At 33.8% G+C, this 26,343-nt stretch carries 17 protein-coding genes and 1 pseudogene; 2 read left to right on the top strand and 16 right to left on the bottom strand.

Annotated features, from left to right (window positions below):
• Positions 1–44: 44 nt before the first annotated feature.
• From CALKRO_RS05665 to CALKRO_RS05605, 13 genes and pseudogenes are all read right to left on the bottom strand, one after another.
• Positions 45–2,939: an anti-phage-associated DUF1156 domain-containing protein gene (locus tag CALKRO_RS05665; RefSeq protein ID WP_013430103.1), complete on the bottom strand. Its 2,895-nt coding sequence runs from the start codon at positions 2,937–2,939 to the stop codon at positions 45–47.
• A 40-nt stretch (positions 2,940–2,979) separates the two neighbouring features.
• The gene (locus CALKRO_RS05660) at positions 2,980–3,582 is read right to left on the bottom strand and encodes a DUF3780 domain-containing protein (RefSeq protein ID WP_013430102.1); all 603 of its coding nucleotides are present in this window, start codon (positions 3,580–3,582) and stop codon (positions 2,980–2,982) included.
• A complete protein-coding gene (locus tag CALKRO_RS05655; protein WP_013430101.1) occupies positions 3,575–6,817 on the bottom strand; it encodes a DUF499 domain-containing protein in 3,243 nt (1,080 codons plus the stop codon). The genes CALKRO_RS05660 and CALKRO_RS05655 overlap by 8 nt, the downstream gene beginning before the upstream one ends.
• A gap of 912 nt (positions 6,818–7,729) precedes the next feature.
• Complete coding sequence (locus CALKRO_RS05650; protein ID WP_013430100.1) at positions 7,730–8,056, bottom strand: hypothetical protein; 327 nt, start codon at positions 8,054–8,056, stop codon at positions 7,730–7,732.
• Positions 8,057–8,185: 129 nt separating this feature from the next.
• Entirely contained in the window at positions 8,186–10,435 is a 2,250-nt protein-coding gene (locus CALKRO_RS05645) for a UvrD-helicase domain-containing protein (protein ID WP_041741604.1), read from the bottom strand.
• A gap of 8 nt (positions 10,436–10,443) precedes the next feature.
• Positions 10,444–10,887 carry a hypothetical protein gene (locus CALKRO_RS05640; protein ID WP_041741602.1) on the bottom strand — a complete coding sequence of 148 codons (444 nt, stop codon included), beginning with the start codon at positions 10,885–10,887 and terminating at the stop codon, positions 10,444–10,446.
• Between the two features lie 457 nt (positions 10,888–11,344).
• Positions 11,345–14,629, bottom strand: coding sequence for a DEAD/DEAH box helicase (locus CALKRO_RS05635; protein WP_013430099.1), 3,285 nt, complete (start codon positions 14,627–14,629; stop codon positions 11,345–11,347).
• A 13-nt stretch (positions 14,630–14,642) separates the two neighbouring features.
• Positions 14,643–15,293: a nuclease-related domain-containing protein gene (locus CALKRO_RS05630; RefSeq protein WP_013430098.1), complete on the bottom strand. Its 651-nt coding sequence runs from the start codon at positions 15,291–15,293 to the stop codon at positions 14,643–14,645.
• Between the two features lie 150 nt (positions 15,294–15,443).
• A pseudogene (locus CALKRO_RS05625) lies at positions 15,444–16,907 on the bottom strand (IS200/IS605 family accessory protein TnpB-related protein).
• The gene (locus CALKRO_RS05620; protein WP_013430096.1) at positions 16,873–17,481 is read right to left on the bottom strand and encodes an IS607 family transposase; all 609 of its coding nucleotides are present in this window, start codon (positions 17,479–17,481) and stop codon (positions 16,873–16,875) included. Before CALKRO_RS05620 ends, CALKRO_RS05625 begins: the two are co-directional and overlap by 35 nt.
• A gap of 383 nt (positions 17,482–17,864) precedes the next feature.
• Positions 17,865–18,806 (bottom strand): DUF4846 domain-containing protein, encoded by a 942-nt coding sequence (locus CALKRO_RS05615; RefSeq protein WP_013430095.1) that lies wholly within the window; start codon positions 18,804–18,806, stop codon positions 17,865–17,867.
• A gap of 12 nt (positions 18,807–18,818) precedes the next feature.
• Positions 18,819–19,022 carry a hypothetical protein gene (locus CALKRO_RS05610; protein ID WP_013403042.1) on the bottom strand — a complete coding sequence of 68 codons (204 nt, stop codon included), beginning with the start codon at positions 19,020–19,022 and terminating at the stop codon, positions 18,819–18,821.
• Between the two features lie 43 nt (positions 19,023–19,065).
• On the bottom strand, positions 19,066–21,678 hold the full coding sequence (locus CALKRO_RS05605; protein ID WP_013430094.1) for a M48 family metalloprotease: 2,613 nt from the start codon (positions 21,676–21,678) through the stop codon (positions 19,066–19,068).
• A gap of 296 nt (positions 21,679–21,974) precedes the next feature.
• Here CALKRO_RS05605 and CALKRO_RS05600 point away from each other — a divergent pair, with 296 nt between their 5' ends.
• Positions 21,975–22,913: a KaiC domain-containing protein gene (locus CALKRO_RS05600; RefSeq protein WP_013430093.1), complete on the top strand. Its 939-nt coding sequence runs from the start codon at positions 21,975–21,977 to the stop codon at positions 22,911–22,913.
• Between the two features lie 35 nt (positions 22,914–22,948).
• Positions 22,949–23,332 carry a hypothetical protein gene (locus CALKRO_RS05595; RefSeq protein ID WP_013430092.1) on the top strand — a complete coding sequence of 128 codons (384 nt, stop codon included), beginning with the start codon at positions 22,949–22,951 and terminating at the stop codon, positions 23,330–23,332.
• 10 nt (positions 23,333–23,342) lie between these two features.
• On the opposite strand, the gene cysK is transcribed toward CALKRO_RS05595, so the two are convergent.
• The 3 genes from cysK to CALKRO_RS05580 all read right to left on the bottom strand — a co-directional run bounded on the left by cysK (position 23,343) and on the right by CALKRO_RS05580 (position 26,338).
• Positions 23,343–24,269 carry a cysteine synthase A gene (gene cysK / locus CALKRO_RS05590; RefSeq protein ID WP_013430091.1) on the bottom strand — a complete coding sequence of 309 codons (927 nt, stop codon included), beginning with the start codon at positions 24,267–24,269 and terminating at the stop codon, positions 23,343–23,345.
• A 97-nt stretch (positions 24,270–24,366) separates the two neighbouring features.
• Positions 24,367–24,675, bottom strand: a complete 309-nt coding sequence (locus tag CALKRO_RS05585) for a phasin family protein (RefSeq protein WP_013430090.1) — start codon at positions 24,673–24,675, stop codon at positions 24,367–24,369.
• 19 nt (positions 24,676–24,694) lie between these two features.
• Positions 24,695–26,338, bottom strand: a complete 1,644-nt coding sequence (locus CALKRO_RS05580; RefSeq protein WP_013430089.1) for an ABC1 kinase family protein — start codon at positions 26,336–26,338, stop codon at positions 24,695–24,697.
• Between the last annotated feature and the right edge of the window lie 5 nt (positions 26,339–26,343).

The following is a 26,343-nucleotide window of genomic DNA, read 5'->3' as shown; positions in this document are numbered from 1 at the left end:
TGCAGGATACTGCCTTTTTGGGCACCTCCTTCTCGCTTTAAATTTTACAGTCTATCGTTTGCCACACGCTCAGCAAGATATGAAGCTATTTTTGAGTCGTTTTGCCAGTGTTCCATGCCATCAATTTTCTCAAGCCTTGCAAGGTATCTGAATATTATCTCTATCTTAGTTTTGTTGTTCCAGTATTTTGTTCCAAGTTTGGTCTTTAACATCTCATGTGAAAGTGCAACCGCCTCGGCAGTGTCATTTATTTCCTGGTCTTTTTTTATTGCGCTATTTATCGCGAAAAGACAGTAACGCAAGATTGTTGTACTAAACGCATGTTTGGTATCAAGAAGTTCCTGCCCAAGCTCGCTTGCTGTCTTTAGTCTTGCTGAATTTGATTTTTTTATTGCAAAAAGTTCATCATAATCAGCAACACCAAGACTCCTTGCAGCATCTTGATATGCACCTATTCTTTTTTCGCCCCTTGTTTCAAACTCGATGCCTCTTATATAAAACTTCTCATAGCTTTCCATCTTGCGCCAAATTTCATAAATGGTATCTTGGTCAAACCCAAGGTATTTCAAACCTTCTGGTACTATGTAGCTGCTTGCATATTCGCGCATGGAATCCAAAAACTCTTTAATCTTCTGGTTTGTTGCTTTAAGATTGCAGGATGTCAAAACACGCAATGCTGCATAGTAGCCTGACAGCTCCAAATCTGTTGGACTAAAATTAGGCTCTGCTTCATCTTTGTCAAGCTCATACATGAGCTTTATCTGTCTTTCTACCTCTTCTTTGCCAAAAGGATACAGCTCTTCAATAAATACAGGCTCAAGTTGAGTTCTATCAATCTTCTTTAGAACAACACTCACAGTTGACTGGACAAAGTTGCCCTCTGACATATTGTCCTCTGTCTCTGTTGCAATACTCCATGCATTGACAGACAAAAGCCCTGAGCTGAGCAAAATTTCTGTTAGGTCTGCAAAAACCTGTGAGTCCTGGTGTGTAAACATGAGGACAAAATAGCCATTTTCAGGCATATTAGAAACGATGTTTTTAAGAATCTCTGTAAAAGCTGCTTTAAACAGTTCGCGGTCACCCCGAACTGCCAATGCCCTTTTGCTGTCTGTATACCAATCTGGAAAAACTTCTTTCAAAAACTTCTTATCCCATGCTAAGAAGAACTCTGATAGCTCATGGTAGTTTATTGCATCGGCATAAGGTGGGTCTGTTATCCAAATGTGGCAGGATTGATTTATGTCGCGGGCGTCTTGTAAAAACAATGAAACTGATTTTTTTAAATTACAATTGTTTATATTAAAACAGAAAATTTCTTTGAGAGACCATAAAGACCGTATTCCAAAAATATAAAAAGTGTTAAATGCTTGATTATAAAATGTTTGTTTGTTAATTTCATTAAATCCGCCTTCCCAGCGGCATAATTTGGAATTCCAATCACAACACCTATTAACCCCCAACAACCCCACAATTTTCTCCTCTTTTGTTCTTGCCTCTTTGTCAATAAGCTCCATCAAAAGCCCATGTAAAAGTAACTGTCGTGGATTGAAAAGCTGATGCCAATATGCCCAACCACGTGTTCGTATAGGTTCGTTCGTCTTCTCCCCTTCTTCAATCATATCACTTGGAATATACCCTTTTTGCTGCCACTCATCAAATCTTTCTTTCAAAAGATCTATAACTTTCCTTTCCCTTTCCAAATCCTCATCATCTGGGGCTTTGTAGTATCTTTGCCCTTTTTCATCCTCATATCTTATGCAATACAATCTTTCTTGAAAAACATCATCTTCTCTTGGTATAAATTCATGTTTTTCCCAGCGTCTTAGCCCCCAAATTGTTTTGCCGCTCTCATCAACCTTATCTCCCCTAATTGACGAAATACTTGTTTCCATTTTACAATGTGGACAAATTAGATAACCATTCTTCACAGTCCCATTTTTAGCTGCTTGTTCAAGCTCTGATTGGCTGACATTCATTTTGATTTCTATATCAAATCCTTTTTTAACTGGGTTTTCGTGCAACACAGCAATAGTTTTAGAATTTTTGCCAATTACCGAAGAAGGTAGTAGAGGTACTTTGAAACCACATTCAGGACAAATTGTCTCAACGCAGTATAAATATGCATTTGCTCTATGCCCTTTTGAGTTGTGCTCAATCTGCCACTGAGTTACAATCTTGTCTGCTGCTTCAAATACTCTTTTTTGAAAGTCTTTTAGTTTTTCAATCTCATCTTCGGGCAGGCTCAAAAGATTCAAAGCAGCCCATGTAAGAAGCATCGCAACAGGGTTTAGGTCTGATGCAAAAACACTAAACCCCAGCCTTGCTGCTTCAAATGGAATACTCCCACCACCGCAAAAACAATCTCCAACTGTTGGAATCTGTCCAAATCTTTTTTTGCCAAGTTCTTCAACAAGAGATGAATACGAATATGCATTTGTTCCGAGATGTTCATTTATCTCATCCCAAGCGCTTTTGGGTAGATTTTCTATCTCTTCGGGACGCTTGCAATATCTTAGCTTCTGTTCATATGGCATCCTTTTAAATATTCTTTCTTGAAATTCTTCTCTCTCAGCTTTTTTTAAATCTTTTTTGTAGCTTATCTTTCCATCATCTGTAACATCGAAATATTTTGCTTTTTCTTCTTCTGTTGCAAATTCAAAAAGCTCTCTTGCTGATATGCTGCTTTTTTTTCTCAGCTTTAAACCTTCTTCGTCCATAGCCATAAGCTTGAGAAAAATCTTCATATCTTTTTTTGGATCATCTGTTGCAGGCAAAAGAACTCCCAAAAGTAGTGCACGCACAAGCACAAGAGGTTTTCTGCCCCACCATTTGCCAAGTCCTGTTAATGTCTGTCCTGCACCTGCTTTTCGCTCTTTAAATGCCTCCTTTGAAAGTTTTGAAACTGGGAATTGAACTTCTATAAAAGATTTCTCCATCTTCTTCCATCTCCTTTTAGGTCAAGAATTTCTGTCAGTATTACTCTTCATATATAACTTTTTGTTCTTTGATGCTTTCAAAGTCAAGCTGTTTAATTTGTTTTTGACTTACTGGATTATCAAGCAAAGCATATTTTAGTGCCATTCTCCAACCTTTTCTGTCATTTACCCTGCCTGTTGCAGCATTTGTAACACCATACAACCACCATCTCTCTTCTGGTCGCAAGCCCTGCCAGTTGACAATTGCAACAGGCACCTGCGAATCATCAGTGCAATCTTCCAGTGCCCAGAGCAAAACCACAAGTTCTTTCCCCAAAAGTCTGTGAACGGGATTTTGCCCAACTTTCCACTTAGATTTCTTAAAACCCTCCTTTTCAAGACGAAAATTGAACTCCTGTGCAATATACGGTGCAACTATTTGCCACAGCCATTTAGGAACAATTACTTTGAGCTGGTTGTGAAGAGGACTGTTCTCATCAATATCTTGTACTTCCTTCCCCTCTTGCCATATAAATCTTTCATACACCTTTACTGTTTCGTTCTTCCCTTGAGGAATTACCACCATAAAATGGTGTTGCGTCTCAGATGGTACATATCCAAAGCCAATTGAGGCTGCAGCGTCTTTCTTTTTAGATTTACTCATTCTGTGTTATTGCCTCCTTGAAGTCATTAAGCGTCTTGCCTTTTTGCTTTATCCATTCTTCAAAGTCTTTTGCATCTTCAAATAAGAGCTCTGTAATAACTCCTATGACATTTTGAATACCTTCGTTATAAAAATCAGACTTAACTTTTTCAATAAGTGTAAACACTTCTTCAGGATTTGTACCTTGTGGTTTTTTGCATGTTAGCACAATATAGTTATCATCATCTTTATATACATCGATTGAGTAATTGACAAGTTTCCCATTACAATTTTTTAAAAGTTCAATCTCTCTTTTAAGTTCTTCTAAACCATAAATTAGAATTTTCTTCTTATTTAAAAGTTTTAATCTTACATGTTTTGTATAATCAAGTTCAATTTGCTTAATTACTATATTTCCTGTAACATCTCTTTTCACAGGAATATTCTTTTGCTCTGAAAAAACGCCATCTTTTTCTGCAACTACAATAATAACCTTTGCATCATCTGGTATTACAATATCACCATTTTCAGCAATTTTCCCATCATAGCGCGGGTTTGTACCATCCGTTGTATATTTCACAATAGCCTGTGGTGCTGTTCGAACTTTTATATGAGCTCTTCCTTCTTGGTCAGTAAACCTCACATTATCATCAATTAAAATCGGGCACACGTATTTTACAACATCACCTTTTGGATGATACCCTGTGGAATCAATGCAAAGAAAACTAAGCTTTACTACTTTTGTCCTGAACTCATTGACATTTGGCACAACCGGTGAGTTCTCTGATACTTCCTTATCACCTTCTTCATAATGTACAACATCACCAAACATTGGTATGAGTTTTAAAACTACTTCACCTGTGTCAAAGTCAGGAGATACAAAATGAACTTTTACTGTTGTTTTGTCCTTTGCTACCTCACCTCTTAAAATAAGCCCTCCACTTTCTTTCCACAGGCCTTTCGAAAGCATCTCGCACTTTAAATTCTCCAGGGCCTCTGGTGGATGCCAGAACCACCTTGCATCTCGCGCTGCTCTTTCAATAATCTCGTTCCAGCTCATTGATTCTCTTGTGAACAAAAGATTTTCTACCTTTTCGCGAAATTCATCAATGTCATTTACTTCTATATACTTTTTGTTAAGCAACACTTTTTGAATGACAATCTCTCCATCTCGATTGTTGCCAAGAAGAGCTCTAACTCCGTCTATCCCTTTTGCACCTTGAGAATCACTATTTTCACTCGCTGGCAGATATTTTAAATCTTCAGGAATAAGTTCAGCGTTTTGTTTAGTATATGGCCTCTGTGGATAGTAAATCTTGTTAAAAGTCTCTCTCAAGACTTCTAAAACCGCAGTTTTCATCTTGCTCTGTTCATTTTCTGCTCGTTGATATTCTGTGTCAGTCTCTGGAACACCCTCTTTTCTGAGCTCATTTAGCACGTTTTCCCAACACATATACTCTCTTATTCTCTCTAAAAGCGTATTATACATGGTAGTAGAGCCTGTCAAAAAGAGAAGTCTATTTTTGTATGTTTGATTTTGCCAAAAACCTTCTAACGCAGGGTTAAGAGAACCTTTTGAGTCATAAGGCTTTGAAATAACCAATATTACACTATTCATATCCACATTGATTTTGGATATATCATTTGGTAAGGCGATGATTTTCTGGTACACCTTTTGATAGCAGTTTAGATTCCTTGGTGAGAAATACTCATAAAGAAGCCTCTCTAACACTGCCTCCGCTTCATCTAATGTATACATACTTTTGAACTTTCTCATACGCGCAATTACATTTTCCATTGGCGTGAGATATATTCTATCATTTGCATCTATTCTTGTATGCAATGAATTTTGCTTAAATTCTTCAATTATGTTCGCAAGACTGCTTAAATCTTTGTTTGGAGAGCTCATATATGCAAAAAGCTCACTTGTTGTAAGACCTAACGGAGATTTTGTAATTTCAGACAGCGAAGACAGCAAAATCAGTTTTGCAACTTCACTTGCTAAGTTAGTATTGTACTTTTGGTCAATAGCCTTTGCAGTTGTAATATGAGCTGTTGAATAAACATCGTGCATAACAGCATTTTCTAAACTCTGCTTTATGTTTGTAATCTCTTCGCGTGTATTGTAATCGCTCAGGTCAAAGTCGTATGGTTCAATTAGATACTTCTGCTTTGCAAGTGCTCCTTCTTCACGATAAAGGTATCTTATGTAATGCCTCATAAGACGAATAAGTCCTCGTGTTTGCTGAAAATTGACATTTTCTCTGAACCTGCTAACAAGCTCCATTATTGCAGGATGAAACGGATATGTCCTCTTTATCTCAGTGTAAATTCTCTCAGGCTCAACTGTAGTCTGTCCTTTTTTATTACCCTCTTCAATAACCTCTTTGTAGGCTCTTGCAATCTCTTCTACATTTGGGTCATTTTCAGGGTTTTGTGGACACTCCTTGAAAAACCTCTTTCTCAAAATACAGTACACATCATTTGTAACCATATCAACCGGCTGGATAGAAGAGGCAACACGGGTTGCTTCTTTGTCAAGTTCTGTTGCTAAAGCACTTTGTAAAAGCTTCCCACCTTGTTCATACGCTGCCTGAAGGTCTGCAACAACTACCATTACGTTTGAAAGTTCTTTTTTCTGAATGCTATTAAAAAGATTCGAAAGCCCAATTGAAACAACCTTTCCAAAGTTGCTCTCACCAACCGGGATACTCTGGACATACTCAAGATATAACGGAAGCTCATCAAGCAATATCAAAAGCGGATCTCCTGCAAGAAGCTCAGTCCACTCTCTATCACCCGGTGCAAACATATGGTTCTGAAGAGACTTGTTCAAAACCTCCTGCTTGCCCAGTTGATTGGCAATCTCTACCCACGGAATAGAATTTGTCCACCGCCCAGTAAATACTGCAAGTCTTATTCTGCCTGTGTACATATATGGGTGATTTTCGCCCAAAATCTTTTTTCTGAGTTCAGGGTATTTTACCAAAAGACCCAGTGCAATCATATTATGGGTCTTGCCGCCACCCATTGCCTGTCGCAGAACAATTACACCTTGTTCATCGTCAATTCCACTAAATCTTTTGAACGCAACATCAAATAATCTTCTCATACCGTTTGTTATGTACGTTTGTTCGAAAAACTTTTCCGGGTTGATTTTGTCAGAAAGAAGGTCCGAGATTTCCTGAACATCTTCTGAGCTTCTTGTGGTAAATACATCTTCTCTTGGTTTACAAAGATCGAAGAGAGTTTTCATGAGAGACTACCTCCAGTGAATTTAAATTTTTCTAACAATAGTTTACTTAGAAAGTTTAAACTCAAATTTAGAGGTTTTAATTTGAAATTATTTTTTAAATTGTTATGTTTGGATTTGCTCTTATTTTTCAAACTCTGGTGACAATTATCTTTTATTTAATTATAACAATGCTTCAGTAAATGGTAAACATCTTTATGCATGAAACTGTAAAGAAATGGAAAATTAAAAATGAATTATTTAGGTTATTCCACATATTTAAACCGGCTCAATAAATAATCAACCTCATCCATCTTGCCTAAAAAATACAACTCAATAATATCCCATCTTGTCTTCGTGTCAATTTGTTTTGAAAAAAATTCCGTTAATATCTGTTCAGATTTTTTCCTCCTTCTTTCTCAATGTATTTTTGATTTTCTCAAAATATCTCCTTATTTCTTCAAATTTCATTCTCGAAATGAATAATTATATGCTTATAATTACTATTATTACTTTAATTTGCCACGCTAAGATTAAACTTAACCTATTTCACGTATTTATCTTGTACCATATTACGGCGGGTTTTTGTCCACCCAAAACCATAGCGTTTACCCTCTCATGTCTCTCAGGTTCTCATTTTTTAGCCCTCAATTCCCTCGTTCCATCTACCATGGCGTGGACACAAAGCTATGCTTTCTTGCAGGTTCTTCGCCCGTATGGAGAATGTTCTTCTTTTCACCCGCTCAATTTTTTCCTAACTACTTTCAATAAATCGTTAAAAAATCTCCTCTTTCTTTAAAAATATCGACTAATAGCTACTCCTTTGCTCATTATAACCATTTTAGATAACTACTAATTTGTCCCTATAATAGCACTTCTAAGTTCAGAATCTGTAAATGAACATAACATGAGATATTATATGAGTAAAATAAGAACTTATCTTTCCTTATCTTTCTGAAATATATGCAAACAATACCCACATAGACCCGTCTTTACAGCTTCTATCATCTCTGACCATAGAATTTCAGTACCACATTTATTACATTTTTTCTTGTAATTTGGTTTAATAGCATAAAATATAAAAGCTCTCCTTTGATTTTCTGATAATGAATCATATCCTTCTGTCAAAACTATTTCTGCAATATCTTTTACAAAGTCTTTTTCTATCATATCCATTTTTATAATTTTCTCAAGATATTCATTGAAGTCATCTTCGTAAAATCTCTTTTCAAGTTTCTCAATATCATTTTCATTTAAATACATAGTGCATTCCTCCATTTTTAAATTAATTATTTTCTTCTTGCTCAATTACCTTCTATTTTCATTATGTATTCGTTAAAATTACCAATTTAATTTTAAACTACTTTACTCGAGATAAATAATAAAAGTTTTTTATCTATACTCAATTACAATTAATTTTTCCAAGGCTCGAGAACAAGCAATATACAACTCATTCAGTTGAAGGTTATAGTCAAAAACTATTACTTCAGGAAATTCTAAACCTTTTGCACTTTTTATATTTAAGATATTCAGCTTGTTTTCTGAAAAACTTCTGCGGGAATCGAATATAACATTGACTTCTTCCATATTAATGTTCACTTTATTTTTGAGTTTCTCTAATGCATTTAAATCTTTTAAGATCAAAACTTTTCTTCTGCTATTCATTCTTTTAAGAAGATCATGAAAAGCTAAAGTGCTCAACTTAGAAAACTCAATTACTTCAACAACTCCATCTAACCCAATAGACTTCATACTTAAAGAACATCTTTTATTGATATACTCTGTAATCTGCTTGCTATTTCTGTAGTTTACATCCAGCTCATAAATATCATAATTGTTTCCATCTAAATTCTCAAAAAAGTATTCCTGGTTTATTAATCGTGTCTTTTGCAATTTGTCTCCAAACGCATTGATAAATGGCATACCATTGACTTTTGCTGTCAGCATAATCTCTTTTGCCAATAAATCCTGGGCTTCGTCGATAAAAAGATATTTGTCTGCTTCAGGTAGTTCACCAAATTTGTGATACAAAACTTCCAATAGGGCATACAATTCAAATTGATACTTTTTCTCCAAGGGGATTTTGTATTTGTTCTTAATTTGCTCAATAAAACATTTCCATATAAATGTAAAATAACTCAATTCTTTGCCCTCTAAAAAATCAGCTAAGGACAATACAATAGCATTTAAATTGTAAAAATCTATAATGAAATCCTCCACTTGACTAAGAGTTATTTCTTTTTCTTCATAATTCAATGTATCTACCATGTACTTTTTAAATGTCTCAAATACTGTTTGAATCTCATCAAAAGCACGCTTTTTATCTATAAGTTCCTGCTTAAAATAGCTAAACGGCGATAGCAGTATAAAGGTTCTATTACCTTTTCTATCCTTGTAAACCTCTTCTTTCACATGTTTCATGCCAAAATAAGCATTTTCGTTAAGGAAATTTTCTTCCTCAAATGTAAAGCTTATTTTGTCAAGATTAGAGTATATTGTTTTAGATATGATAAGTTCTTCTACAATATTTAATTTAGAAATTATACTCTCAATCACACTTCCATTACCTGCTATTTTTCCATTCTCTTTTAACTCCGTCAGTTTCCTTAAGGCTATATCAATATCATTTAAAAATTCCATTTCTGTTCTGTTTAACCTCAGTGCTCTTTTTTTGAATTCGCTAACCAAGTTAAATTTTTTATTCTCATTATATAGCTTTTTCGGTATTTCAATTGCTTCGATTAATTCTGAAAACTTGCTTTGAAAATAGTTTAAAAACTCTCTTCTGTCTCTACAATTAATAATTTCTTTCTCGGAAACAAATTTCCTTACTACATCCCGTAAAACAATTAAGTCGTACTCATTTTCTTCAAATTTTCTGTACTCGGATGAAAAATCTATTTTTCTTATTTCATCTCTCACATTTGGATCTATATTATCATCATCTTCCAGCATATCTACATCATATTTGAGAGACTCTAAAGAAGGAATTTTATAGATTCTATGTAACTTACAGTATCTTCTAATCAAGTCAAGCCAATACTCTTCCAATGTATAGCGTGGTATATTAGATAATTCCAACTTCTGAGCAAGTTGATCTAGTTCTACGTTGAGATTTTTGTTTGGTGTAATAATTTTAATTTTTGAATTTGACAGATCTTTATTATTATAAAGCAGATAAGACAATCGGTGAACTAAAACCATTGTTTTTCCTGAACCAGCACAACCTAATACAATAATATTTTTATTCGATTTTTCGCTGATAATCTTGTACTGGATATCTTGAATAGTCTGAATTATATCATGAATTACAGGATTCTCTCTTTGCTTTTTTATGATACCAAGTAAAAATTCATCAACAATCTCATGCTTGTCTCTCAGTATGTCTATCCCTCTAATATAGCTATCATAATAACCACAAAAACTCCCTTGGTAGATATCAAATTTTCTTATTAACTCCACTCCATATTTTTCAAAAAGAACACGGTTTTGTAAATAATAAACCTGGCAAACGGGTTCTCTCCAATCTACAATTTTCTTGTCCACCTCAGGTAAAGCTCTGTCTCCAATATATATGGTGTTTAAATTATAATTTGATAAATCTAATCGTGCAAAATAAGGTTTATTAATGGCCTCCTGCAATTTCGTCTTTATCTTTGCAAGACTGCTGTATATTTATCAAAAGAATTTGTAAAGCTATCAGAGAAATCGTTAAAGCCATATTTTAAAAGTTCAAATTCTTCAGAAACTTTTTTATATTCCTCCTGTAACTTTGACTTTACATTATCAAAAAATGTTTTTTCTTCAATAAAAATCTTATCTTTTTCATCGTTGATATAATATTTTAACTCATCTAATGGAATATGACTTTCCCCTGTTAACATTACTACATCACTAATCTCATCCTCCGAAAAGAAAAGATTTTTCCCTATTGAATCAACTCTGAACACTTTTATCCCTTTAGAAGTTTTACATTTTATGTACTCTCCATCAAAATCAACCACAATAACTTCACCATAAGAACTTTCTTTGTCCCTTATATAATTTCCCCTATGATATAATTTGCAACCAGGATAAATCTTATCATTAAGCATAGAGAACTTCCACCCCCTGTAAGAGGATGTCAAAAACTTTTAGCATACTAATACATATATTACCACATAAATTTATAAAATTAACAAAGTTTCTGTGGAGAGTTATTTTTTGATTTTTGTTATGGTTTTATTTGTAAATATTGTTGCAAATTAGGTGTATTTTAAGGCTATTATAGTGCGAGTGGAAAGAATTTGTAACAAAAGAATAATTTTGTCTTAAGTTTGGCCTAAAAATTCAGCAGGATTAGCCTGTCATCATGTTCTGAAATATTTCAACTGTGGTATAATGATATCAGGGTGCGTTGACCTGTTTACATCAATGTAGTCGGTGGAAGGAAGAAGTGAAGTAGTTAGATGGTCTTTTATTGTATATGATTTTGATTTCATTATAACAACACAACAATAAATTAAACTAAAGATTGCTTTTTAAATTCTATCATTGTTTTGCCTAACGTTGCTAAATTTCAGACTTATATTGACTTAAAAGATTTTCTACTTCATCCATCTTTCCTAAAAAGTATAACTCTATAATATCCCACCTTGTCTTATTATCTATTTGCTTAGAAAAGAATTCAGTCAATATTTGCTCAGATTTCTTTCTTCTTCTTTCGATATCACTCAAAATGCTATTAGTATACCTTGGATTATTAGCTAAATATTTCAGTTTCTGAGGATCATTTATTCTTATGAAGAGTTCAATATTCCTGCCACCAAAAACTTCATAGCTCGCAAGCTTGAATATTTCTAATAGGGATGCAATTTTAATAAACTCCGACACATCTTTGTTATCTTTTGACCATTCACCTTTTGAGACTGGTAAATACTTTTCATAAATTTTTGAACTTATAGATCTATCAGGTTTCATTCCGAGAAGTAATCTTATACAATGACTTTTTATGTTACGATATTTATAACTACATACCCTATATCTTTTCTCTCCGCTTTTTGCATCTACCTCATGCTGAATAAACTTAAAATCAGTTGCATTATAAGTAAAAGCATCTAATTTATCTTCTTCATTTACTAAAAATAATTGTAGAATCAGATTAGCAATATATGTGTTAACATTGAAATCACTCAAATACTTTTTAAATAGTTCTAAAAAATCACTTGACGTAAATAATTTATCCCCACGCCCTGTTTTCAGTTCATCAAATATACAAACTAATTTTTCCATTACATATTCCATTTGCTTTATGATATCATCAAAATCATATTTATATACGACTCTAAACCTAACTCTTGGTGCTATTTTATCACTGAACTCGAATAACGTCCCTTCAAAAAATTCTCGTTTGAACTCAGCAAATGTCTTATTAGAATATTTTTCTTCCCACAACTTAGCTAAATTTATTTCAAAGACTTTCCCTGAATCTATAATTTTGGTGTCTCCATTTAATTTATCATTAGAAGGAATCACTCTTGTATTATCAATTTTTATTTCAGTTAAATATTTGCCGAATATGACTTCAAAATCACTTACAATTGAATATGGGACATGAATATAATTATGTGAGAATAATCCACGTGGTCTTACAAACAATACTGGATATTGATATTTTTGATATAAATCCTTTGATATAAGCATTAGTCCACTTTTAACTTTATTTTCTAAGTCACTTTCATTTGAAAAAATATACGAAAATGCCTCAGGTGAAACAAGTATATTTCTAACCTTCTTTTCATCATAAATTTCACAGAGTTTTCTCATCATCTCTTTCAATTGATATTGTCTTATAGCAGATAAACCATATAATGTCCTTATATAGCGAAGATCCTTGGGAGTGAAATCAATTATTGCTTTTCCTTTAACTAATTTTGGATTTCTTGCTGCTCTACCAATTTCTTGCACATAATCAGCTAAATTGCCTGTTGGAGCATAGTGATATATATTCACTATGTCCTTTACATCGACACCCATACCAAAAGCTTTTGTGCAAATCATAATCTTTTTTACGCCTTCTTTGAATTCCACTTGATTATCATTCTTTGTAAGCTTGTCTAAGTCTCCATAATATTTTCCAACAAAATGTTTATATTTAGCATCAAGTTCATTATAAATGCTCTCAACATGTGTAGTATAAGGACAATATATCACTGATTTCTCTTTACGTTCTAAAAATTCCTCTATTCTCTCTTTAGCCCTTTCTATTTTAAACCTATCATGTGATCCAACTAAATCCTTATGATATTTTATCTCAAACTCAATATTCTCCCTCTTAGCAGGTCCTAAATAATATTTACACTTTCTCAAATTGAGATTTTCAACGGTCTCTAAGACCATGTCATCTGGTCCTTGATATACAGCAGTAGCTGTTAAGCACACTACAGGAAATTTCATATTAAGTAATTCTCTAAGTTTTTTAATATAGTCTCCTAAATACCAATAATCCACTCTAAAATCTCTGCCCCATGTAGTAACTAAATGAGCCTCATCAATCACAAACAAACCAAGTTTTCTATTTCCTATTAACGTTTCAATTGGTGAAGAAAGTAAAAATTCTGGGGAAAGATATATTATTGAGATTTCACCATCTTTTAACTTTTGAATAATAATTTCTTTTTCACTATAAGTTACTTGAGAATTTATTGTTTCTGCAAAATTAACACCATTATCTTTCAAACTTTCAACTTGGTCTCTCATTAATGAAATAAGTGGAGACACAATAATCGTGACTGCATTCTTTTTTTCTGCTAAATAAATAGCTGGGATTTGGAACAACAATGATTTACCTGAACCAGTTGGAGCTGTAATAAAAATATCATTATACGAATCATCATTATTATAAGCTTTTTCGCATTGGCTTATTATTTCCGAAATTATATGCCCTTGACTTATTGTTTCAAGTTCAAGGCTTTTATCAGGATCTTTATAAAATTTTAATTCTCGAAATTCACTTTCTTCTCCCCAATATTTTTTTAGAATATAAAGATATTTATTTGCAGTCTCTTCTTTGTTATAAAATTTATTCCCTTTAATTATAGTTACGGATTGATTTATCTTTCTACAAAGACTTACAAAAGATGAAATCTGTTTTTTATTATGTTCTTCTTCTAACTGTATTTTAATCTCGTCAAATATTTCACCATTTTGAATTTTATTAACTACTAATTGATATTGAATATCATTAACACTTATAGTATTCTTGTCTGCAATTCCTATAGAATAATCAAAATCTATCTCATCAAAAAAATTTATTTCTTCAAATCCTTCATCTATATGTTTATTAATATATGAAACAAATGTTACATCTTTATTCTTTTTTATGTCCGCATAGAATTGGTAATAAATATCTAAAGGACTTTGATGCAAAATAGGTTGACTTTCTTCTTTCTCTTGTATTTGCTTCAAATAACTATATTCTTCATCACTCAATTCAATATCTACTGGATAATAGATATTAAAAAGATTATTATTAACAATAAGCGGTTTTCTGCCAAATAGAGAAAGGCTCAAAAATGTAGAAATATAAATGAGTTCCTCGTAAAAACCCCATAAAATTTGTATACTTTCACTTTTACCTAAAATTTCCTTTGTGTACTTTCTCTTGTCATAGCCAAAAAATTTTTTTACATCTATGTAACCTTTCGAGTTCAAAAAGTATTCTCCTGATAAATTTGAAAAATTCTTTTGAAACAAATGTTTATAAACCCATGTTGGAAAACCTTTGAAGAAAATAATAGAATCTTTAAATCTCTGGCTGTTTTTCTGAAAAAACTCATCTAACAAAGACGGATACATATAGAATCTCTCCTTACAGCTTTATTGTTTTCTTCTTTTTATTTGCTCTAACACTCCTCACATGTTCTCTCATGTTTCTCCTGTCACTTATATTAGCTGATTTGAGCTTTTCGTAAATTGCATCACGCTGCTCATCAGTTAGACATTCCTGGTTATATTTCTTTATTGTTCTTAGCAACTTAACAGTATATATCACATCTGTTTTAACTTTTACTTTTAGCTCTGCTTTTGTCGTGAAAACAATTATAGAGATAAACTTTAAATTTTCAAACTCTTTTAAAATCTCTTTCAATGCCTGAATATGACCATAGTTCTGCCTGATTGGATTATAAAATTTTTCTTTTCTTTTATAAATGACTTGCGTCCAATACTCGTCAAACTCATTTCCATAAATCCACCCTTGATAGTTTTTTGTCTCAATAACAAATATTCCATAATTTGAAACAACAACATGATCTATTTGAACTGTTTTAGAACCAACTTTAATCAAAAGGTTATTCAAAACTTTATACTTTTTAGGGTCTAATCGAGCCAGAAAAAACGAAACTGATTTTTCACCCAATGCTCCTTTTATTTTCGGTCTCAACAATGATAATATTGCGCTTATAATTAGCAAAACCCATATGTACCATAAATCTAAAAGCAGATCAAAAGCTAACTTCAATCTCTTACCTGGTCAACCAAACTGTGCAAACTAGCACAAGTTTGGTGGCTGGGGTATTTGTAGTCCGCCTTTCAAGCTTTCCCAGCCCCAGCAGGCGGTTTTTGGGAAAGCTATAGCCCCTGCCCCAAGAAGCAGGAACTTGCGCCCTTTTTAGCCGGGTCTCCCCACTTGCCCTGAAATCAAAAGCGATTTCAAGACAGACATATCACGCAGGACTCTGTCAGGGGAGAGTGGCGTTACCACCGCTACCCTGAGAACTCGCCAGGAATTGTAGCATTTACTACAGGTATCAGAACTTGTTCCACCCAGAGGCCCTGATACCCTTCCTGACTCACTCCCAGGGCTTTGTAATATTTTTATTGCCCTATCTATCTTTTTGAGCTGTATTTTCCTAACGTATGGGTTTTTAACTACCTTCTTTACGTGTTCCTTCAGTTCTTCCATGTTGTTTACGTCAAGTCTACTGAGGAATGCTATGTAGTTGTACGGTACTCTTTCTTTCAGTCCTAATCCTCTTCTTGCTATTACATACGCTGCTGCCACATCCTTGCTTACCATATACTGCGGTGCATACTTTAGAATTCCTATCACAGAAGTGTATGCAGGGTTCACTTCTACAACCTCTATCCCTTCTCGCTTTGCTAAAAGTTTTATCTTCTCCAAAAGCAACCTGTATCCAAAACAGTGCCTTATCCGCCTCGATTTTCTTCCTGAAAAATCTCCTCTTTTGCCCCTGTCCTGTATGCTAAGACTCTCAATCACTATGGCTTTTTGCTTCTCTTTCGCCATCTGTACTATCATGTGTGCATACTGCCACCTGTAATACTCTCTCTTGCTTGAGCTCCCACTCTCAAGCCCTGGCATTGCTACCTTGCCATATCCCAGAAGCTGTCCGTACTCATCTGTTTCTGCCCATGCAACATTCTTTGGATATGCGTTAGTGTCTATCCCTATAACTCCATTCGCTCTCGTTATCGCAGGCTGTGGGAAAACTTCTTCAACGGTGAAGTAGGCATATACTACACCGTTTTTGAGTTTCAGTTCTACAGAGTAGGGTTCTCCTGAGATGCTTATTGACTGCAGAAGTTGATTCCTGTCTGTGTACGTTCCAGCTTTTACTTTCCATCCAGGCTGTATCCTTGCATATACATATTCCCTTTCTCCTACGTTGATTCTAAGTCTTGTACAATCTTCATCTATCTCAATCCTTGTATTGAGATTCCCCTTTTTGCTCCTGTCTCCTCTTGAATACAGATTCCCTTTTCTTTTCTCCTTCCACTCTCGTTGAAGTTTCCTGTATGCCCTGCCGTTTATATGTCTCTTTTGGAGCTTTTCAAACAACTCCCTGCCACCAAAAATAACCTTTCTTGGATTTTCTCCTCTCTCTTTGTAGGACTTTAAAACGCTGTTTGCTTTCATTATCGCATCATCGACATATCGAGAGTTCAGGTTGAAAATCCCCTGGAGTTGCTTTTTAAGTTCATTCCTCTTGTGTCCTTCCAGTAGTCTCTTATACGCATACCTCATACAAGAGGATCATCTTCTCATAAGGTCTAATACTGCCTTTTTGTCTTCCTCTCTATCGAACACTAACTTCGCCTGAACTGTTACCATGCTTTTTGGCACCTCTTTGCCCATAAATCCTCGCTGCAAAAGATGTTACTATCGCTATTAAGTCCTCTGCCAGTTCTCTGTTTATATCTTCTTCGTTTTCTCTGTCATTTAACACTACAAGTTCTACCCCAAAACTCTCCATGAAAAACTTAAGATACTCAAATCCAAACCTTGCAAGTCTGTCTGGATACTCTATTACAACTTTTGCAACTTCTCCTCTTTTGATTTTGTTCAAAAGTTTTAATAGTCCTCTCCTGTTTTCATTGACTCCGCTGGCTATTTCAGATATAACTTCATACTGCCAACCTTTAGACTTTGCGTATTCTTCAAGTCTCCTAATTTGGTTTTTAAGGTACTCTTCTTGCTTTTTAGTGGAGACTCTTGCATACAAAACAACGGTTGGTTTTGGTTTTTCCTCTATCATACCAAGTAGCTTTTCTATGTCTTCTTTTTTATACCTTCTCCTTCCCTTCGGTGTCCTGAGAGGTGTTATTAACCCTTCCTTTTCCCAGTTTATTAGTGTTCTTCGGCTGATGCCATATATCTCTTTAACTTTTTGCACACTTAGTAACATTCAACATCACTTAGTTAAAATTATACCTTTTTACATTGTTATTTTCAACTGTTATTACCTCCTTCGACAAACAAAATTCGGCTTTATTAGACAGTATACGTTATTTTCTCTAACAAACTAATATAAAAAGCATAAAATTACTATCTTATTTACATTATACCATAACTTAGTAAAATAGATATATTAAAATTAACTGTATCGATGAGCTTGAAATATTTGTGTTTATATCTCAATGAAGAAAGAATTATTATAATCTTTTAAACTAAATTTTTTTAAATTACTCAGAAAAACTTTGGTCTTTCTATCATTCAAATTTTAAACGTGTCGCATGGAAACAAAATGGGTACAAAAGCTAAATGTTCTTGGATATTCAGCTCATCTCTCTACTCCCCAAATCTATATACCTGATCTTTTGTAAACTGCCACTCTGGGGTTACTAAAATATCTCCAAAGTTTATTGAATACCAGGGGTTGCTATCTTCATTTGCTGGGTTTTTCAAGATGTGAATGTCTTGGGCTGGCATATAGCTTTGTGCAAGCAAGAATATCTTCTCACCTGTCTTCGGATTCTGGGCCACATCAACCACAATAGCGCAATGACCAGGGTCGCTACCTTTTAAAAATACATCTCCAATTTGCAAATCACTCAATGGCACTCTTTTCATTTCTTGAGAAAGTGACAACGTCCCAGCATATGCAAATACCATATCAAGATATTTTCTGAAACACTCATAACTATCATCATATCCAGCAACTTTAATCCAATAAGTTTTGTTCCCTTCAACTTTGATTCTGTAGCCTTGCATCCATTTTTTAAAATCAGCTCTAAAGCCATTTGTGAAGTTAAAGTGAATTTTGTCATATTGTCTGTTCTTATAAAGATACTCTGAATAGAGCCTTATGACAGCATCAGCACACTGCTGCAAATCTCTTGTACCAACATCCATGTCAATTACTGCAACATATACGTCGTTTGGTTTTTCTTCACCATTATAGTACTTTACCTTTGTGCCATGGGGCTTGAGTGGCAGATTCCTCAAGTATTCAGCAAAAGACCCTCTTGGAACTTCAACTCTTTCATATCCTTCTGGCACTTTTATTCTTTCGATTATTGTTCTGCCATTGCTATTTATGAGACTTTCTTTGTAACTTTGTTCTGACTTATTCGTCGGGGAAGAAATACCATCCTTTTCTTCTAACCTTGGCTTTTCTACAATTTCAGTTTTTTTATTCAATTGAGATTGTTCAGTTGTACATCCTACCATCAGAGCAAAAATAAGGATACTTACTACTCCTAACCGCATTAGTTTGCTTAGCTTAGGCATTGAATCAGCTCCTCATTTAAACAGCTTTTTCAAAAGAGTAAATATGCTAAAAGTTGTTTTATTGTATATCTTGTTGTACATGTACTTCTTGGGGTTAGTCATCCAGCCATAACCTCGCGGAGCTTTTAAACCTAAACTGTGCCGTATAAATCTCTTAACACTTGTTCTGGCAGCTATACTTTTCCTTATACTTGGTTTTCTCATGCCAAATTTCATTTTATCTACCTCCTCGCAATAATAAAAAATGATTTTTTGATTATTAGGACTCACTCTTTTTTTCAACCCTCTTGACAATCTCAAGCAAAAGACCTGTCTGGTCATTTTTGTCAACAAGTTTATACGTCCCATCTATGTTAAGCCTAAATTTCCAGTAGCTTTGAATTGGTTTCCCGTTAATTTTAACATCCCATATGTTATAAAAAGAAATCAAAGCCTCATTGTCATTAAATTTTTCAAATACAGTTTTGTGTGTACATTCTATAGGAGTTTGAAAATCAGAAATCTTATAAAGCCTCCTGATGCTTCCTGATTCTATAAAGTTCCATCCTGTTATCTCTGAAACTTTTGGAAGAAGGCTATATACTTGTTGAGAGTACCAGTTGTTAGAAGGTTTTGTTTGAACATATCTTGCTATTTTAATATTTTCATTGCCAATACTTTTCAAATATTCTTTAGCGTACTCATAGATTTTTTCTGAAAACTGGTAATTCAAAAGAAGCTTCTTTGCCTTTTCACTTCCAAATATCCTTTCGATTGACTTTGAAAAATACTTACCCTGTCCTGTAGGTATTGTAAGAAAAATACCCTTTACACTACCATCACTATTCAGAAGAATTTCACCCTTTACAATTTCAACGCCCCCTAAAGCCTCTGCAGCAAATTTATTATTTACAAAAGAAAAACCCGCAAAAGAATACACAACCCCAGCCATGACTTTATTTTTCTCAGACTCTTCAAACACAACTTTATAGTCCACAAAAATCTTTTCAGGAAGTGGGATTGTAGAAGGAAGTTTTGCTTTTCTCAGATAAACATTGAATGCTTCTTTGATAGCATCATCAATATCTTTTCTGTTTACCCAAGGTGGCAGTTTAATCTCATATTTTAATGCACAAGTTCCTATGCTCTTATCTTTTACCTTCTCAATAAGTATTGCCGCTGAGTTTTCATATTTTGGCCAATCTCTATCAACACACACAAACCATTTATAAACACTGTTTGACACAGACTCTTGTTCACCCCTTAAGTTACTGAAGCTATAAGAGTATTTTGATATTATTTTTCCTATCTCTTTATTCACTCCCCACCACGGCTTATCTTTATTAAAATCGATCGCTGGGACATACTTAATAAGTGTTCCTGAGTCTGAGGAGTAAGAATACAAATATGATTTGCCACTTTTTTCAAATATTTCAATATGGTAATCATTACTAAGAACTGTGTTGGCTAAGCTAAACTTTTTCCTTGTTTTATTTATGCTTTTCACGATATTTTCAATATCTTTTTCATCAGTAATATCTACTTTAGCTGGCAACTCAATTTCTTTTTTGCTTTCAGCAATCTCGATTAAGGTAGGGATACTCTTTTCTATTTTTATCTTTTCAATATTTTGCGACCAACTTTTAACATCTTTTTGGGATAAAATCACACCAAAGACAAGATAAACAGTGGCAAATAGTGCACAGGCTGTTATCAAATAATTACAAATTTTCTTTAATTTATGATTATCTCCTCTCTCTAATTTGTTTTCGGCTTCAGCTAATATCTTAATTCTACTTTTGAGCGAAGGATGTGACTGAATCTTTTCTAAAGCGTTCGAAACATCACCTTTTATGTAATTGATAGCATACAAAGTTTTTAGAGCACTTTCATACTCTTCTCTTTTTATACCACTTTTCAAAACAAACAAATCAGCTTCTATTTCGGCAGTTCGGCTAATAAAGCTGGGTAAAAGCAAAAATTGAATGGTTCCAACTAAAAAAACTACTATTTGTATGAAATTATAAAACTCACAATTTGAAACAAAATAATTAGCAATGCTTTCAAGCCCAAACACAAAACTTAAGTAATAAAGTATTGCAACAAACCAACCAAATAGAATTTTTCGTCCATGTTTTGCTTTAATATGACCAATTTCGTGAACTACAGCTGCTTTAATCTCTTCTTCCTTTAGGTTCTCTAAAGCATATGAGGTTACCAAAAGCTTTTGTTTGAACAAACCTGCTGCAAAAAGATTTGCAAACTTTTGACCAAGTGTATCAAGAACTTCTACCTCGATTGATTCAATTTCAAATTTTTTTAAAGTATCTTTTATTATCTTCCCTTCATTTTCTTTGAGTTTTCTTTTCGGATACTGCAGATTAAAAATTACTAAATAAAATAAGTAATTACCGACAAAAATGGCAACAGACAAAAAATATAAATATTTGATATCCCCTGTCCTCGAAATTTGAACAATAGGCAAAAAGATTATACCAAACATCAAAACCAAACCTAAAAATCCAGACACAATTTGCCGCAGAAAAAATGCATTTTTTAACTTTTGATTTAGAATTTTAGCTTGAATAGAGGTTGCAAAAAATATTGAAATTATAAAGATTTCAATAAAATAGATTATGAATAAATAAAAATGCCTGGAAAAAGTAAATTTATCAGAATTTAATGCTATAATAAATATACTACCAGTTGCACCAAATATTGAATTAACCAAAAATATTGATCTTATTAAAAATGTGTTTAACTTAGTTGCTTCCTTCTCTTTTTCCACACTTTTTTCATACCTTGACACAATATATATTTTGAGTCCTGTCATAACAGAAAAATACAATATCAAAAATATCAGATTTGCTATGACGTTTTTAATCCACGGCACAAAACTCCACCTCTCATTGTTTATAAACCAAACTCGAATATTTATAACAATAACATTTTATAACAAAAAATCCTTCAAATCAACATCAATAGTTTTGCTTTTCAAAAATTAAGAAAAAGAGCAAATAATAATTTTCAGAAGAAAAAGCCCAAATAAAGAGCAAATGTCCGAAAAAATCAAAAAAATTTTAAGAAATTTGACTTTTTCTGACCTTGACAAAGTATTAATTTGTAATAATATTTAATATTGGAAGGTTGTATAATCCTCCTTTAAAGAAAGAAAGGAGGTGGCATCAAATGGCAGCAAAAGAGACCACAGCTCAGAAAACTCATGAGTCAGCAGCTCCAAAAACCCAAGAGATGGATCACCTACAAGATGCTGTGAAGCTCAAAGACCTATCTAAAGCTGCACCTGAACTTTTTGGTGTAAAGACAGGAGTTGAAGGGATAGACAAGCTATTTTACAAGCTTGAGTTTTCGAAAGACCATGGAAAACCTGTAATAAAACCACTTGGCGGAATTCCTGCGTACTCGGTGATAAACGTAAGTGGTGTTGCAGATACAGGCAAAAGCCTTTTTGCTGAACAGTTTGCTGTAGTGCAGGCAAATGAGGGAAATAATGTTCTGTATGTAACTGTTGAGACACCTGCTGAGTTTTTGTATTCATCATTGTTATTTCGCGCAAATGCAATGAACATTGACAAATCTAAAGTGGAAGAAAATATCTATATACTTGACGTAACAAGAGATTTTAACATCCGCGGAAATATAAATAACTTTATAAAGACTATTGATAATGCCGCATCAAAGTTTAATATAAAAAATGTTGTTATTGACTCTATTACAGGATTTTTTGAGTCAAAGGAAATTTACGCTCGTGAGATTGTAAGGACAATTTATAATTTCTTAAAGTCTAAAAAACTCACCACTCTTATGATTTCACAAAAGAGAAGTGGACAAGAACACCTATCAGCTGAAGCTGCAGGTGGATATGCTGTGAGCCACATTGTAGATGGTACAATTGTATTTTCAAAACAGATTATCATGAACAAGTTTGACAGTTCTACTTTCAAAAAACCAATTGGTGAGGTTATACGTCTTTTGAGGGTTGATGGCTGCAGAATGTGCGGTCATGACTCAAAGACATATGTGTTTGAAATAGACCAGACTGGGCTTATCAAAGTGCTGTATCCTCTTTCTACTCTCACCAACCAAAACTCTGGTGAAAAGGAATGAGATAAAAAACTGGTAAAACAAAGGAGGTGCAAGCCATGAAAAGAATTGAGCTTTTAAAACAAGACATGGACAAGGTGATAAAAGAAATATTTATGATTGCTATAGACATCTTAGGTGGTCCTAAAAAACTTGTTGAGTATAAAAGACTTACATGGCTTGCATCGTTGATGGAAGCAATATTTGTGATTTATCTTCATAACGAAGAGAATAAATCAGCAGATGAAATTGCTGAGTTTTTAGGAATAAGCAGTCAAACAGCAAAGGCAATTTTGCAAAGCAAACCTGAATACGCAAAAATCAAGTTAGAAAGTGGTGAAAGTAGCGAAAAGACACATATTGCAGGCGGTATAGCAAAGATTGCATACAAAAAATGGAAAGAAGAAAATGAAAAAGGCTCTATGTCGCATCAAGAGGCATAGAGCCAAAATTTTATATCCCGACATCAAACAAATCAGTAGACAAATACCTTTCTCCTGTGTCTGGAAGAAGAACAACAATCATCTTCTTTTTATTTTCTTGCTTTTTTGCAACCTCTAAAGCACCATAGAGTGCTGCACCAGATGATATCCCCACCAAGATGCCTTCTTCTCTTGCTAAATATCTTGACATCTCATATGCATCTTCGACTTTTACCTTGACTATTTGGTCATATATTTTTGTATTTAATACCTTCGGCACAAACCCTGCACCGATCCCCTGTATTTTGTGAGGACGAGGCTTTTCTCCTGACAAAACTGCAGAGTCATAAGGTTCAACTGCCACAACCTTAACAGACGGTTTTTTCTCCTTCAAAACTTCACCAACTCCTGTGATTGTTCCACCTGTGCCAACTCCAGCAACAAATATATCAATTTTACCATTTGTATCATTCCAAATCTCAAGTGCAGTTGTTTTTCTGTGAATTTCAGGGTTTGAAAGGTTTTCAAACTGTTGTGGCATAAATGCATTAGGGGTTGAATTATAAATTTCAAAAGCTTTTTCAATTGCACCTTTCATACCCTTTTCACCAGGTGTCAAAACAATTTGAGCCCCATATGCCCGAAGCAGTTTTCTTCTTTCGATACTCATTGTCTCTGGCATTGTCAAAATAAGCTTATAACCTTTAACAGCGCAAACCATTGCAAGAGCAATTCCTGTATTACCGCTTGTTGGTTCAACAATTACAGTTTCTTTGTTTATGAGGCCTCTTTTTTCAGCATCTTCAATCATAGCAAGACCAATTCTATCCTTTACACTTCCACCGGGATTAAAATATTCTATTTTTGCTACTATTTCTGCATCAAGATCTTTTGAAAGCTTATTTAGCCTCACAAGAGGCGTTTTCCCAATTAGCTCCACGATACTGTTATAAATCACCTGTATACCCCCTAATTCCAATCGAAATAGTATGTTTTAATTTAATTATATTACTTTTTTTTCAAAATGTCAAAAAAAATTAAAAAGAAAAGTTTTTCTATTCATTCTTTTGTTTTGACAGCTCTTCTCTTATTATCTCTCTTATTCTCTCCTCTGAAATAACTTCTGACTTTGTTGCAAGGTTCATCTTGTTTAAAATGTTCTCAACTTGTTTTGCAATATAGTCGTTGAGTTCCTTTCTCTGCTCTTCGCCCTTCTCCATAATCTTATTTACCATTTCTTGTACTTCATTTTTGCTAATCTCACCTTTTTCAGCAAGCTCATTCACAAATTTTTCTACTTTCTCTTTTGAAATAGCAAAAACTCCAAGTCCAATGTTGATAATCTTCTCTAATAAATCCTTCATTCTAACACCTCCACAAATATTATTTTTCTCTTCTGATAATCAAAACAAGCATGATGATAATAAGAACAATCAATATTAATATACCCAATCTTAAAGCCCATAAATACCATGCTGATAAAATTGTTTTATACAAGGCTGGAGAAAGCAAACCTCCAACTGTCATGCCTGCAATTATTATACTAACTGAAAGAAAAATAACCGAAAGCGAAACCTTGTTTGCAAGTCTTTCCATCTGGTGCAGAATCTTGTCTATGTTTTTAATCTCAATGTTAACTGTAAGTTCGTCCTCTTCAAGCTTTTCTAATACTGTCTCTGTCTTTTTAGGCAAAAATTCAAACAAACTAAGGTAAGATAACAGAATCCCAAACAAATTTGAAATGCTAAGTTTAGACAGCCTATTTTTTAACACAAGCCTGTTTACATACGGCAAAATCGCCTCTAAAATATTTAAATCAACTTTCAAAAGAGCAATGTCGTTTTCAAGAAGGCTGAGCGTCCTGCCAAAAAAAACAAACTGGTGGGGAATTTTTAGCTTGTACTTAAACGTAAGCTTAAAGACATCATTGAACACATCTGCTACTTTAATAGAACTGATGGGCTGGTTTATATAATGATTCACTATACTTTCAATATCATTGTAAAATTTGTTGGCATCAATGCCTTTTTGAATTATTCCAAGCTCTTTGAAAGCCTTTATTGCCCTTTTCTTATCATTCAGAACTATTCCCAAAAGCAAGTTAGAAAGACCTTCTCTATCTTGTTTACTAAGGTAACCTACCATTCCAAAGTCTACAAAGGCAATATCATGATTATCTGTAATTAAAATATTACCTGGATGAGGGTCAGCATGAAACACTCCCAGCTCAAATATCTGTGAAAGATACAGATTTACAAGCTTTTTGCCAAGCTTCAGCCTCTTATCAAGTGGAATTTTTTCTGCATCTATGCTTCCCAGAGTATTTGCCTCAACAAAACTTGTAACAAGAACCTCTTCGGAGCAAAGATCATCATACACATCAGGAATAATAACCACCTTGGTTGAAAGAGCTTTCTTTAGCTTTTTTATGTTGTTTTGTTCAAACCTGAAATCTATCTCTTTTAAAAGCACATTTGCAACTTCGTTTACTATATCCGAAAAACTGATAATATTTTTTACTGGTGAGTACTTGTCCAAAATTGCACTTATTCTTTTTAATATCTCTATATCAGTTTTAACCTCATTATCAACATTAGGTCTTCTTATTTTCACAGCAACCTTTTTGCCATCTATATAACCTATATGGACCTGACCAATTGAAGCTGTTGCAATTGGTTCTCTTTCTATATATTCAAACTTACCAAAGATACCATTTCGGACCAAAATAGTTTTTGCCTCATCAAAGGAAAATGATTTTACGTTTTCCTGAAGATTTTTAAGTTCTGCTATAATGTCTTCTGGCACAAGGTCAGGTCTGTTAGCAAGAAGCTGACCCATTTTGATAAATGTTGTTCCAAGCTCTTCTAAAGCATTTTTAAGCCTCTGTCCTCTATTTACTTTGTTTTCAGAAAACCTTTTAAATTTTACAAGCGGAGTGCTACTAAAGACATAGCCAAACCCGTGTTTTACAAAGACATTTATTATATGTCTCAACCTGTTAATTGTTTTTCTTCTATTGTTTTGCAAACAAA

Source organism: Caldicellulosiruptor kronotskyensis 2002 (assembly GCF_000166775.1).
Classification (GTDB): domain Bacteria; phylum Bacillota; class Thermoanaerobacteria; order Caldicellulosiruptorales; family Caldicellulosiruptoraceae; genus Caldicellulosiruptor; species Caldicellulosiruptor kronotskyensis.
Note: the sequence above shows the minus strand (reverse complement) of the source record. Positions and strands in the feature narration are given on the sequence as shown.

Bases quoted from the DNA above. Each gene is read 5' to 3' on its own strand.
- CALKRO_RS05620 (WP_013430096.1), bottom strand. From the start codon at position 17,481: ATGTTACTAAGTGTGCAAAAAGTTAAAGAGATATATGGCATCAGCCGA.
- CALKRO_RS05610 (WP_013403042.1), bottom strand. From the start codon at position 19,022: ATGAAATTTGGCATGAGAAAACCAAGTATAAGGAAAAGTATAGCTGCC.
- CALKRO_RS05640 (WP_041741602.1), bottom strand. From the start codon at position 10,887: ATGCTTAATGATAAGATTTATCCTGGTTGCAAATTATATCATAGGGGA.
- CALKRO_RS05650 (WP_013430100.1), bottom strand. From the start codon at position 8,056: ATGTATTTAAATGAAAATGATATTGAGAAACTTGAAAAGAGATTTTAC.
- CALKRO_RS05655 (WP_013430101.1), bottom strand. From the start codon at position 6,817: ATGAAAACTCTCTTCGATCTTTGTAAACCAAGAGAAGATGTATTTACC.
- CALKRO_RS05615 (WP_013430095.1), bottom strand. From the start codon at position 18,806: ATGCCTAAGCTAAGCAAACTAATGCGGTTAGGAGTAGTAAGTATCCTT.
- CALKRO_RS05600 (WP_013430093.1), top strand. From the start codon at position 21,975: ATGGCAGCAAAAGAGACCACAGCTCAGAAAACTCATGAGTCAGCAGCT.
- CALKRO_RS05595 (WP_013430092.1), top strand. From the start codon at position 22,949: ATGAAAAGAATTGAGCTTTTAAAACAAGACATGGACAAGGTGATAAAA.
- CALKRO_RS05665 (WP_013430103.1), bottom strand. From the start codon at position 2,939: ATGGAGAAATCTTTTATAGAAGTTCAATTCCCAGTTTCAAAACTTTCA.
- CALKRO_RS05635 (WP_013430099.1), bottom strand. From the start codon at position 14,629: ATGTATCCGTCTTTGTTAGATGAGTTTTTTCAGAAAAACAGCCAGAGA.
- CALKRO_RS05660 (WP_013430102.1), bottom strand. From the start codon at position 3,582: ATGAGTAAATCTAAAAAGAAAGACGCTGCAGCCTCAATTGGCTTTGGA.
- CALKRO_RS05585 (WP_013430090.1), bottom strand. From the start codon at position 24,675: ATGAAGGATTTATTAGAGAAGATTATCAACATTGGACTTGGAGTTTTT.